At 26.7% G+C, this 12,395-nt stretch carries 10 protein-coding genes; 9 read left to right on the top strand and 1 reads right to left on the bottom strand.

The features are described from left to right. The first annotated feature begins 223 nt into the window (after positions 1-223). Together J2S18_RS01815 and J2S18_RS01810 are read left to right on the top strand one after the other, a co-directional pair. On the top strand, positions 224-520 hold the full coding sequence (locus J2S18_RS01815; RefSeq protein ID WP_307482485.1) for a hypothetical protein: 297 nt from the start codon (positions 224-226) through the stop codon (positions 518-520). Between the two features lie 40 nt (positions 521-560). Next, positions 561-1,442, top strand: coding sequence for a LysR family transcriptional regulator (locus J2S18_RS01810; RefSeq protein WP_307482482.1), 882 nt, complete (start codon positions 561-563; stop codon positions 1,440-1,442). 109 nt (positions 1,443-1,551) lie between these two features. On the opposite strand, the gene J2S18_RS01805 is transcribed toward J2S18_RS01810, so the two are convergent. Next, positions 1,552-2,787 carry an aminopeptidase gene (locus J2S18_RS01805; protein WP_307482478.1) on the bottom strand — a complete coding sequence of 412 codons (1,236 nt, stop codon included), beginning with the start codon at positions 2,785-2,787 and terminating at the stop codon, positions 1,552-1,554. Between the two features lie 170 nt (positions 2,788-2,957). Here J2S18_RS01805 and glsA point away from each other — a divergent pair, with 170 nt between their 5' ends. From glsA to J2S18_RS01770, 7 genes are all read left to right on the top strand, one after another. Then, positions 2,958-3,875, top strand: coding sequence for a glutaminase A (glsA, locus tag J2S18_RS01800; RefSeq protein ID WP_307482476.1), 918 nt, complete (start codon positions 2,958-2,960; stop codon positions 3,873-3,875). A 101-nt stretch (positions 3,876-3,976) separates the two neighbouring features. After that, positions 3,977-6,568, top strand: a complete 2,592-nt coding sequence (polA, locus tag J2S18_RS01795) for a DNA polymerase I (protein ID WP_307482473.1) — start codon at positions 3,977-3,979, stop codon at positions 6,566-6,568. Positions 6,569-6,586: 18 nt separating this feature from the next. Continuing rightward, complete coding sequence (gene coaE, locus J2S18_RS01790) at positions 6,587-7,186, top strand: dephospho-CoA kinase (RefSeq protein ID WP_307482470.1); 600 nt, start codon at positions 6,587-6,589, stop codon at positions 7,184-7,186. A 13-nt stretch (positions 7,187-7,199) separates the two neighbouring features. After that, positions 7,200-7,742 (top strand): lytic transglycosylase domain-containing protein, encoded by a 543-nt coding sequence (locus tag J2S18_RS01785; RefSeq protein ID WP_307482467.1) that lies wholly within the window; start codon positions 7,200-7,202, stop codon positions 7,740-7,742. A 62-nt stretch (positions 7,743-7,804) separates the two neighbouring features. Continuing rightward, the gene (locus tag J2S18_RS01780; RefSeq protein ID WP_307482465.1) at positions 7,805-8,929 is read left to right on the top strand and encodes a glycosyl hydrolase family 8; all 1,125 of its coding nucleotides are present in this window, start codon (positions 7,805-7,807) and stop codon (positions 8,927-8,929) included. Between the two features lie 158 nt (positions 8,930-9,087). Further along, on the top strand, positions 9,088-11,244 hold the full coding sequence (locus J2S18_RS01775) for a YhgE/Pip domain-containing protein (RefSeq protein WP_307482462.1): 2,157 nt from the start codon (positions 9,088-9,090) through the stop codon (positions 11,242-11,244). Between the two features lie 115 nt (positions 11,245-11,359). Then, on the top strand, positions 11,360-12,289 hold the full coding sequence (locus J2S18_RS01770) for an alpha/beta hydrolase (protein WP_307482459.1): 930 nt from the start codon (positions 11,360-11,362) through the stop codon (positions 12,287-12,289). Positions 12,290-12,395: the final 106 nt, after the last annotated feature.

Below are 12,395 nucleotides of genomic sequence, written 5' to 3'. Positions count from 1 at the left end.
AAATAAGATTATTTTTAGTAATATATAATTTAAAAGGAGATAATAGTTAAAAGTATATATTAAAAACATTTTTAGTATAAATAAAATTTTATTTAATTAGAAAATAAATAAAATTTTAGGGTTAAATTTTTAACATTAATGAAAATACAGCATAAAACCCTTTATTACTTAGGGATTAAATTGTATAATAGTACAAATGATATATTTAAAAAGGACTGAGAATATGAATAGAAATTTTAAGATGGCAATGTACTTTTTAATTACTATTTTAGTTATTGGAGCAGTTGCTACTTTAATGATAACAATATTACCTTATGTAATAATTACTGGATTAATAATTTGGGCTATATTTAAAATTAGAAAGTATATTAATCAAAGAAAAAATAAATATAATAATTATGAAGAAACTACTACCTATACAAGTTCAAATGATAATCTACATAATGAAGAAAATGGTGATGAAGATTATGATACTTCAAAAGCAATAGATGTTGATTATGAAGATGTAGATAAAAAGTAGGCTATGGTATTTCCATAGCTTATTTAATTGAGGTGAAAATATGAATTTTAGAAAACTAAGAATATTTTATGAAACTGCTATAAACTTGAATATGACAAAGGTTGCTAAATCTTTATATATAAGTCAACCTTCTGTAAGTCAAGCAATACAGGAATTAGAAGAGGAACTTGGAGTAAAAGTTTTTGACAGAATAGGAAGAAGACTAACTCTTACATATGAAGGAGAGGTTTACTTTAATTATGTAAGAAGAATACTTAATTTATATGATGAAGGTATTGATACAATAAGACAAATAAATAATAAAGAGCAGGGAAAAATAGTTATTGGAGCAAGTACAACTATAGGTACATATATACTTCCAGCAATAATTAAAAACTTTGTTGAAAAGAATAAAGGAATAGACATATCTCTTATAATTGAAAATACTGAAAACATAGAAAAAATGATTCTTCAAAATAAGGTGGATTTTGCTTTTGTTGAAGGGAATATTCATTCTGAAGAAGTAAGGTATGAAAAGATATGGGAAGATGAACTTGTATTTATAGCACCTTATAATCATAGGTGGGCTAATAAAGAGTATTTAAATAAAGATGATATTAAAAATGAAAGATTTATTATGAGAGAACATGGAAGTGGAAGTAGGGAAATAGTTGAAATTTACTTAAAAGATAAGGGCATTAAATATCAGCCTTTTATGGAACTAGGTAGTACTGAGGCTATTAAAAAAAGTGTAGAGGCAGGACTTGGAATAGGATGTATTTCTAAGGAATGTATAAAAGATGAAGTAGAAAGAAACGAACTTATAAAAGTTACATTTAATAAGGGTAAGATTTCTAGAGATTTATTATTAATAGTACATAAGGATAAATTTATAAGTAACAATATGAGAGAATTCATAGAAGAAGCAAAATTAAAGGAATAAACTTTTTTGTAAAGTTACAACTAAGTTTTGCAGAATTTTAATTAAAATTAAAAAGTTATTATTTATTAAAATGAAAAGACTGGAGCAAAATTACTCCAGTCTTCTTTAATTAAAATGCGAAATTTCCATCCTTAAATACTTGAATTTCTTTTCCATCATGAGTTACACCGATTATATTAAGATCCTTTGATCCTACCATAAAGTCTACATGAGTTAATGAAACATTAGAAGAAGCTTTAATAAGTTCTTCATCACTCATTTCTTCTCCATTTTGTATACAAGAAGGATAAGCCTTACCTAGTGCAAGGTGGCAAGATGCATTTTCATCAAATAAAGTATTATAAAATAAAATATTTGAATTTGATATTGGAGAGTCATATGGAACAAGGGCAACTTCTCCTAAATATCTAGCTCCTTCATCTGTATCTAAAAGCTCCTTTAAAGCATCATAGCCTTCTTCTGCTGTAAAATCTATTATTTTACCATCTTTAAAAGTGAATGAAAAATTATCTATTAAATTACCACTATAATTTAATGGTTTAGTTGAATATACTACACCATTTATGCCATCTCTTTTTGGAGTTGTGAAAATTTCTTCTGTTGGCATATTTGCAATAAATTCAATTCCTTCTTTAGTATGGTCAGCACCTCCACACCATATATGATTTGGAGCAAGACCTATTTCTAAATTAGTTCCTAAACTATTTTTATATAATAATTTATCAAAGTTATAACTTTGAAGTTTTTCCATTCTTTCTTCTAAGTGATTACAATGTTTTTTCCAAGCTTCATTTGGATTAGCTTCTTTAAGTCTCATAACAGAGAAAATTGCATCCCATAGTTTATCTACGGCTTCATCTTCACTTACATCACTAAATACTTTAGTAGCCCAAGCTTTAGTTGGTAATGAGATAACACACCAAGCATTTTCATTATTCATTAATTTATCTGAATAATCTCTAAGGGCAATGCTTCTAGCTTTAGATGCAGAGGCAATTTTTTTTGAGTCTATTCCATTAAAAAGAGAAGGATTACTTGCAGAGATTGAAATGAAAGAAGCTCCATTATCAGTGAAATAATTATATTTATCAATTTCATATTGAGGAACATTTGATAAAGTATCACAACTTGCATTTTCAAATCTTAATCTTGTAAATAATTCATCAGAATAGTTTATATATACATCCTTTGCTTGAGCTTTATAAGCTTCCTTACATAAAAGTCTTGCAAAAGGTGCACATTCTATTGGTGAGTTAATAAATAATAATTTATCCTTTTGAATATTAACTCCTTTTGAAATGACCAAATTAGCATATTTTTCTAGTAAATTTTCGAATTTATCCATTTTAAAACACCTCCCAAATTTTACTTATAATTCTACCATATAAAGTAAGAGATTTGCAAAGATAATAGCAAATAATTAAAGAGTATATTTCTTGTAAGAAAAGTTAATAAGTAATATAATATATTTACTTGAATTTGTTTAATATACATAATGGAACGGAGTGCTTTAATATGTTTGATATATTACAAAGGTTAGTAGATAAAAATAAAATCTACGGAAAAGAAGGACAGTTAGCTTCATATATTCCAGCCCTATTAAAAGCGGATGTAAATGATTTAGGAATTGCGGTAGTAAATTTACAAGGGGAAGAATATTTTGCAGGTAACTTTGAAAAAGTTTTTACAATACAAAGTATTTCAAAGATTGTAAGTTTAATGATTGCATTAGCTGACAATGGAAAAGAAAATGTACTTAAAAAGGTTAACGTTGAACCAACTGGAGAAGGTTTTAATTCAATAGTAAAATTAGAAACTACTGATACAGGAAGACCTTATAATCCTATGATTAATGCAGGGGCTATAGTTACAACTTCTCTTATTAAAGGGAAAACAGAAGAAGAGAAGCTTAGAAGACTTATAGAATTTATAAAAAAAGCTACAAATAATGATAATATTACAATTAATGAAGAAGTTTATATATCGGAGAAATTAACAGGTGATAGAAATAGAGCATTAGCATATTTCATGAAAAGTAGTGGAATATTAGAAGGAAATGTAGAGGAAGTATTAGACCTTTACTTTAGACAGTGTTCAATAGAAGCCAATGCTAAAGATTTAGCTAGATTTGGGGCAGTTCTTGCAAATGATGGTATAATTCCTTGGAGCGGTGAGAGATTAATAGATAAGGAAATTTGCAAAATTGTTAAATCTATAATGGTTACCTGTGGTATGTATGATGCATCAGGAGAATTTGCAGTAAACATAGGGATACCTGCAAAAAGTGGTGTAGGTGGAGGAATACTTGCCTCTGTCCCTAAAAATATGGGAATAGGAGTATACGGACCTGCATTAGATAAAAAGGGAAATAGTATTGCAGGATTAAAAATATTACAGGATTTATCTAAAGAATTAGATCTTAGTATTTTTTAATTTACTTGTTACTTTTAATTTAATATGAAGTGTTATAATAAAGCATCGTGGGATATAATTATAAAAGAAATAGAGCTTAAGGCTTAAATAGGGAGGAAAGTATGAAAAAACTACTTATATTAGATTCAAACTCACTTATGAATAGAGCCTTTTATGCATTGCCACCTCTTACAAATAGTGAAGGTGTTCATACAAATGCTATATATGGTTTTACAAATATGTTGTTAAAAATGAAAGAGGATATTAAACCAGACTATATAGTTGCAGCTTTTGACAAAAAGGCCCCAACTTTTAGACATAAAGAATATGAAGATTATAAGGCAGGAAGAAAGAAAATGCCTGAAGAACTTAGAGAACAATTTCCATTAATAAAGGAAATGTTAACTCTTCTTGGAATAAAAATATATGAATTAGATGGATTTGAAGCTGATGATATAATTGGAACAACTGCAAAACTTGCAGAAAAAGAAGGAATGGAAGTTTATGTTGTTACTGGAGATAAAGATGCTCTTCAATTAGCAGATAATCATATAAATGTTGTTATAACAAAAAAGGGAGTATCAGAAACAGCTGAATATAACAAAGAATCATTTATTGAAGAATTTGGAGTAACTCCTACACAATTTATTGATGTTAAAGGACTTATGGGAGATAAATCAGATAATATCCCAGGAGTTCCAGGAGTTGGAGAAAAAACAGCTTATAAGTTAATAAAGGAATATGGTTCAGTTGAAGAAGTTTTAAGAAACATTGATAAAATCAGTGGTAAAAAATTAAAAGAAAATCTTGAAACTTATAGTGAACAAGCAATATTTAGTAAAAAACTTGCAACTATAATGACTGAAGTTCCAATAGAAAATATAATGGAAGACATATCAGTAGAAAATACAATTGATAAAGAAGGTTTAAAAAAATTACTTTTAAAACTTCAAATGAGATCTTCCCTTGTAAAATTTATTGGAGAAGAAGAAAAAGAAGAAGTAAAAACTAAGGAAATAAAGTCGTTAGATGAATTAAAAGACTTATTAAAGGAAGAAAAAAATTATTATATTACTTATTTAATAGAGGAAGCTCCTTTAAATTCAATGAGAAGACTTAGAAACTTATATTTTGGAGAAGAAAATATAAGTATTGTATTTAATTTTGAAGACTTTATAAAAAGTAATGAAGAAGAAACAATATCTATATTAAAAGATTTCTTTGAAGATAAAAATAAGAAGAAAATAATACATGATGGTAAAGCATTAATTAAGATATTAACTAGAATGGATATAAATATAGAAGGTTTTTGTTTTGATACAGCAATAGCTGCATATATTATAGACTCATCTAAAGGTCAATATCCATTAAGTAGTTTAGTAGAATCTTATATTGGAGATGAAGTTAAAAAAGGTGAAGAAGGTTTACTTCAAGGTGTAAGCTTTATGAGAAAGCTTTATGATATTCTTAATGACAAAATTAAAAAAGAAAATATGGAAGATCTTTATTATAATGTAGAACATCCGTTAATAACTGTTTTAGCTTACATGGAGGAAAATGGTTTTAAGGTAGATGAAGATGTATTAGATGAATTAGCAGTTAAATTTAAGAAGGAAATAGATATAGTTCAAAAGGAAATTTATGAATTAGCTGATGAGGAATTTAACATAAATTCACCAAAGCAACTTGGAAAAATTTTATTTGAAAAGTTAGACCTTCCTGTTATAAAGAAAACTAAAACTGGATATTCAACAAATGTTGATGTTTTAGATAAACTTAGGGATAAACACCCTATAATAGATAAGATTACTTATTATAGACAAATGACTAAAATAAATTCTACTTATGTAGAAGGAATGAAGTCATTAATAGATGTAGATGGGGCTATTCATACAACCTTTAATCAAACTGTAACTACAACAGGAAGATTATCAAGTACTGAGCCAAATCTTCAAAATATCCCAATAAGATATGAAATGGGAAGAGAAATAAGAAAAATATTTATAACTAGGGAAAAGACAGATAAACTTTTATCTGCTGACTACTCTCAAATAGAACTTAGAGTTTTAGCTCATATAAGTAAAGATGAAAACATGATAAATGCTTTTAAGCATCATAGTGATATTCATACAAAGACTGCATCAGAAGTATTTAATGTACCTATTGATGAGGTGACTCCTTTAATGCGTTCAAGAGCAAAGGCAGTTAATTTTGGAATTGTTTATGGCATAAGCGATTTTTCATTAGCTCAAGACTTAGGAATTACTAGAAAAGAAGCAGGGGAGTATATGGCTATATACTTTGATAGATATCCTAAAATAAAAGAATATTTAGAGAATATAGTTAAAGAATCAGAAGAAACTGGATATGTAACTACAATATTAAATAGAAAAAGGTTTATACCAGAAATTAAATCTTCTAATAAGATAGTTAAGGCATTAGGGGAAAGACTTGCTATGAATGCACCTATACAAGGAAGTGCAGCAGATATAATAAAGATAGCAATGATAAATGTTTTTAACAGACTTAAAAAAGAAAATTTAAAGAGTACACTTATACTTCAAGTTCACGATGAACTTATATTAAATGTTAAAGAAGATGAATTTAAAGAAGTAGAAAAGTTAGTTAAAGATGAAATGGAAAAAGTTTTTAAACTTAGTGTACCATTAGATGTAGATTTGAATTTTGGTGATACATGGTATAGCACTAAATAAAGGAGGCAAAGATTTACTATGATAAAAGTTGGCCTTACTGGTGGAATAAGCACAGGAAAAAGTACAGTCTCTTTAATGCTTAAAGAAGCAAAGTTTAATATAATTGATGCTGACGTAATATCAAGGGAAGTTTTAGTAAAATATCCTGAAATATTAGAAAAGGTTAGAGCTCAATTTGGAGAAGGCTTTTTTGACTGGCGAGGAGACTTTAGAAGAAAAGAGTTTGGTAATCACATATTTAGATTTCCAAAACAAAGGGTAAAGTATGAAGAGATTATAATGCCTTATATAAAAAAAGAAATATTTTCTGAAATAGATAGGTTAGAAAAAAAAGGGGAAAAAATAGTAATAGTAGATGCTCCAACACTAATAGAAACAAAACTTAATGAAGAAATGGATTTTGTAGTATTAGTATCAGTAGATCATTCAACTCAACTTCAAAGACTAAAAGCTAGAGATAAGTTAAGCAATAATGATGCACTAAATAGAATTAACTCACAAATGCCTTTAGATAAGAAGAAAGAAGTTTGTAATATAATAATAGAGAATAATAAAGATTTATTATATACTAAGGAGCAGGTAGACGACTTTATAGATTTTATAAATGAAGTAATTTGATAGGAGCATTAGAATGAAGTTAAAAAGAATAATAATCTGTTTGTTGGTTATAGTAATAGCAGCTCTAGGAATAAAGGTAGGATTAAAAAAATATGCTTTCCCATACAAACATAAAGATATTATTAATGAATATAGTAAGGAATACAATTTAGATCCATTATTTGTATTATCTATAATTAAAGCAGAAAGTAATTTTAATTCTAATGCACATTCACATAAAGATGCAGTTGGTCTTATGCAAATAACAGGAGAGACTGGTAAGTGGATTGCAGGACAAATGGGAATTAAAAATTATTCAACTAGTATGCTTTACAATGAAGAAACAAATATAAAAATGGGATGTTGGTATTTGAATAATTTATATAAAGAGTTTAAAGATAAGAACTTAGTAATATCGGCATATAATGCAGGAAGAGGAAATGTTAATAAGTGGCTTAATGACCAAAACTACTCAAAGGATGGTAAGGCTATTCATTATATACCATTTCCAGAAACCAAAAATTATGTAGAGAGAGTAAATGTATATTATAAAGTTTATAAATATTTATACAATTAAGATGTAGCTGATTATTTTTGTAATCAGCTATATTTTTGGATAGAAAGTAGGGGAAAATAATTTTGAAAAAGTTAAAAGGTACAACTTATGGAATAATATTTTTTATATTACTACTTGTCCTTATAGCTATGAAAATAGCTATGCCTTACATATTGCCAATTGATAGTGGAGTAACTTATAAAGATAATCCAGTTTCAGAAAGAGAAAATATATTATTAAACTTTGTAGATAATAAATTAACTCTTAAAGATGGAGGAATAAAAACAAATTATAAGGATGAAAAATCTAAAGGTGATATAACAAAAGGATATTCTGTTTTGTCTGAATCAGAGGGAATGATGCTTTTGTATTATTTAGAAAGAAATGATAGAGAAAAATTTGATAATACATTAAATTATATTAAGGATAATATGGTTCTTAAAAATCATTTAATTTCATGGAGAGTTACAGGAAAAGATAAGGAAGCTACATCAGCAACAATTGATGATTTAAGAATAGTAAAGGCACTTTTATTAGCAAATGAGAGATGGGGAAACTTTGAATATAGAAAAATGGCTGTTAAAACTTTTAAAGCTATAAGTAAAAATTTATTAGATAAGAATATATTAAGTGATTTTAATGATGGACATAATAAAAGTGATATAACAACCCTTTGTTATATTGACCTTCCTACATTAAAGTATTTAAGTAATATAGATTATGCATGGAAAAAGGTGTATGTATCTTCACTTAGTATTTTAGATGGAGGTTACATTAGTAATAATGTTCCTTTATATAGAAAATCTTATGATAGAAAAACTAAAAAGTATGATAACAATGATGTTGATACTTTGTTATCATTAATTTGTATATTAAATAAGGTAGAAGTTTCTGAAAGTACATCTAAAAGCGTTAACTGGCTAACAGAAAAATTTAAAAGTGATGGAGCAATTTATGCAAAATATAATTCTAATACTGGAGTTAAAGCATCTGATGTTCAATCAACATCAATTTATGCCCTATTAGTAAGGATAGGAGAAAAAACAGGAAATAAAGAATTATATAATATGGCTCTTAAAAAACTTAAAGACTTTCAAATAATTAATAAAAATAGTCCTATTTATGGAGCTTATGGAGATCCTAAAACTTTACAAGTATATTCTTTTGATAATTTAAATGCTTTATTAGCATATAGAGATGTAAATTAAAAAAAATACCTTAGAGAAGAAACTATTATTTTTCTCTAGGGTATTTTTTTATAAAAAAGCAAATAATAGTTGTAAAATATATAAATTAGTTAATGACTTATAGTCAGTATGTATGTTATAATCTTTACATTACTAATTTTTAAAGAAAGGAAGGCTTTATGAGAAATATTTTAAAGATTTTTAAGAGAGACATAAAAAAAGTAGTTACAAATTGGGTTGCCGTTGTAGTTCTACTTGGACTTATAATATTACCTTCATTATATGCATGGTTTAATATAAAATCATCATGGGATCCATATGGCAGTACAAAAGGTATTAAAATAGCAGTTGTTAATGAAGATAAAGGAGCATCTTTTGGGGGAAAAGATTTAAATGTTGGTAATAAAGTAACTGAAGAACTTTCAAAAAATGATAAAATTGGATGGCAGTTCGTAAGTAAAGAAAAGGCAGATAAGGGAATAAGAATGGGAGACTACTTTGCAAGTATTATTATTCCAGAAGATTTTTCTGAAGATTTAATTTCACCAGCTTCAAATAAAATAATAAAACCAAAACTTATTTATACAGTAAATGAATCTTCAAATGCAATAGCACCAAAAATTACTGATAAAGGAGTTAATACTTTAAAAGAAAATGTTGATAATACAGTTTCAGAAACAGTAAATGGTACAATATTTAAAGTTTTAAACAATGTTGGTATAGAGTATAAATCTTCTAGAGATAAAATAAGAGAAGTAGTTGACTTAATATATAAAGTAAATGATAATATGCCAGAAATTGAAAAGCTAATAAATAAGGCTTATGATGGAACAATTACAATAGATCAAATGCTTACTAAAATAGATAAGATTATTCCTAATTTAGAGGGAACATTAAAGGATGCTAACAGTGCTTTAAATAAAGGGAAAACTTTTCTTGATAAATCAAAGGAAAGCTTTAATAGTCTTTCACCAATAATTAAAGAAGATTTAATATTTGGAAAAGATTTATTAAATGGAGCAAGTGAAATTTTAGGTAACGTATCACAAAAATATGATAAGGATACAATCCTTAAAGTATTAAATAATGCAAATAATAAATTAACTACAGTAAATAAAACATTAAATTCAGTTATAGACATATTAGAATCTATAAATAAAATAAGTAATAAAGATTTAATGGGAAATACAATAGCTAGACTAAAGGCAATTGAAGGCAAAATAACATCTGTAATAGGTGAAATAAATAATGATATAAATTTAGTAAATAACAATACAGTATTAAAGCCAGAGTCTATTAATAAATTAAAGGGTAAGATAGATTCAATATCATCAAATTTAGGAGAAATAATTTCAAAGTATGATAGTAATATTGTACCTTCTATAAATGGGTCATTAACTAAATTAGATGATATGTCTAAAAATGCTATTTCACTAATAGATAGTACTCAAAAAGTAATGCCAGATGTTAAAAATGTAGTATCATTACTTTCAAAGGGAACAAAGCTTACAAATGAACAATTAATAAAAGTTAAAAAGGATTTTCCTGCCTTTAAAAAGTCATTTAACAAAATGGCTAATCAAATAAAGAAAATAGATAATAAATCTGGAATAGATGAAATCCTTAAAATTATTACAGGAGACTGGAAAAAACAAACAGATTTTTTAGTTAGTCCTGTACAAATTGAAACTAATAGATTATTCCCTGTACCTAATTATGGTTCAGCAATGTCACCATTTTATACAACTTTAGCACTATGGGTTGGAGGATTAATACTTGTTTCAATTCTTACAGTTAAAGCAAAACCATTTGAAGATGGAGAAACTTTAAAACCTATTGAAGTTTTCTTTGGAAAGTATTTAACCTTTGTTACAATAGGAATACTTCAAGGGGCAGTTGTTACATTAGGAGATATATTTATATTAAAAACTTATGTAATACATCCAGTACTATTTGTACTATTTGGAATGTTTGCAAGTTTAATATTCATAACTATAATATACTCAACAGTTTCTGTATTTGGAAATGTTGGTAAAGCTATATGTATAATATTTTTAGTACTTCAAGTTGCAGCATCAGGAGGTACATTCCCAGTTGAAGTTATGTCAAACTTCTTTAGAGGAATAAATCCTGCATTACCTTTTAAGTATGCTATACAAGGTATGAGAGGCTTAGTAGGTGGAGTTGTACCAGAACTTATACAAAAAGATATAAGTGTATTAATTATTGTAGCTTTAATATTTATGATAATAGGAATATTATTAAAGAAACCAATGAATAAAGCAAGTGAAAAACTTGTTAATAAGCTTAAAGAAAGCGATATGGTAGAACATTAAAATTTAATTTAAAGAGGCTGTTATTTAATTTTTTTAACATTTAAATTAATTGACAGTCTCTTTGTTATTAATGCATAATTAAATAAATGTTATGAATTTATGGAGGAATAATATTATGGAAACTTTTAAATTTAAAGATAAATTAGGAAAAGAAATACATGTATATAAGTGGATTCCTAAAGATAAAACTAATATTAAAGGGGTAGTTCAAATAGCACATGGTATGGCTGAAACTGCATTAAGATATGATTATTTTGCAAATAAATTAGCTGATGAAGGCTATATAGTATATGCAAATGACCATAGGGGACATGGACAAACTTCTGAAAGTAAAGAAAAACTTGGATTTGTTGGAGATAGTGATGGATTTTTATTAATGATATCTAACATGAAAGAATTAAATGATATTGTAAGGAAAGAAAATGAAAATTTAAAAATAATATTATTTGGTCATAGTATGGGATCATTTTTAAGTCAAAGATATATGCAATTACATGGAGATACTATTGATGGACTAATACTTTCTGGAAGTAATGGTAAACCTAAATTTATAACTAAGGTTGGAAAAGTAATTGCAAAGATGGAAATGAAATTAAAGGGAAGAGAAGCTAAAAGTCCACTTATGGACAAGCTATCCTTTGGAGGTTTTAATAAAAGATTTCCTGATGCAAAAACAGATTATGATTGGATATGTGGCAATGAAGAGGAAGTTAAAAAGTATATTGATGATGACTACTGTGGATTTATAGAAACTACATCATTTTATTATGATTTAATAAATGGAATTTGGAGTATTCATGAAGGAGAAAACTTTAATAATATAAGAAAAGATTTACCAGTTTATATTTTCTCTGGTGAAGATGATCCAGTTGGAGATTTTGGTACAGGAGTAATGAACCTTTATGAATTATATAAAGATGCTGGAGTTAATGATTTAGAGTATAAACTTTATAAATCAGGAAGACATGAAATGTTAAATGAGAAGAATAGAGATGAAGTTATTGAAAATATAATATCTTGGATTAATAAAAGATATTTTGTTTAGAAATAAAATTTATATAAATAATGTTTAATTTTAGTGAGTAAGTAATAGTTTTGCTCACTATTTTTTTATGGAAATTTTATCTAGTGTAAATAAAGAAAATAAAGGG

The sequence above is a fragment of the Eubacterium multiforme genome (assembly GCF_030813415.1).
Taxonomy (GTDB): Bacteria; Bacillota; Clostridia; order Clostridiales; family Clostridiaceae; genus Clostridium; species Clostridium multiforme.
This window is presented reverse-complemented; position numbering and strand designations above follow the sequence as displayed.

Bases quoted from the DNA above. Each gene is read 5' to 3' on its own strand.
- J2S18_RS01815 (WP_307482485.1), top strand. From the start codon at position 224: ATGAATAGAAATTTTAAGATGGCAATGTACTTTTTAATTACTATTTTA.
- J2S18_RS01810 (WP_307482482.1), top strand. From the start codon at position 561: ATGAATTTTAGAAAACTAAGAATATTTTATGAAACTGCTATAAACTTG.
- J2S18_RS01805 (WP_307482478.1), bottom strand. From the start codon at position 2,787: ATGGATAAATTCGAAAATTTACTAGAAAAATATGCTAATTTGGTCATT.
- glsA (WP_307482476.1), top strand. From the start codon at position 2,958: ATGTTTGATATATTACAAAGGTTAGTAGATAAAAATAAAATCTACGGA.
- polA (WP_307482473.1), top strand. From the start codon at position 3,977: ATGAAAAAACTACTTATATTAGATTCAAACTCACTTATGAATAGAGCC.
- coaE (WP_307482470.1), top strand. From the start codon at position 6,587: ATGATAAAAGTTGGCCTTACTGGTGGAATAAGCACAGGAAAAAGTACA.
- J2S18_RS01785 (WP_307482467.1), top strand. From the start codon at position 7,200: ATGAAGTTAAAAAGAATAATAATCTGTTTGTTGGTTATAGTAATAGCA.
- J2S18_RS01775 (WP_307482462.1), top strand. From the start codon at position 9,088: ATGAGAAATATTTTAAAGATTTTTAAGAGAGACATAAAAAAAGTAGTT.
- J2S18_RS01770 (WP_307482459.1), top strand. From the start codon at position 11,360: ATGGAAACTTTTAAATTTAAAGATAAATTAGGAAAAGAAATACATGTA.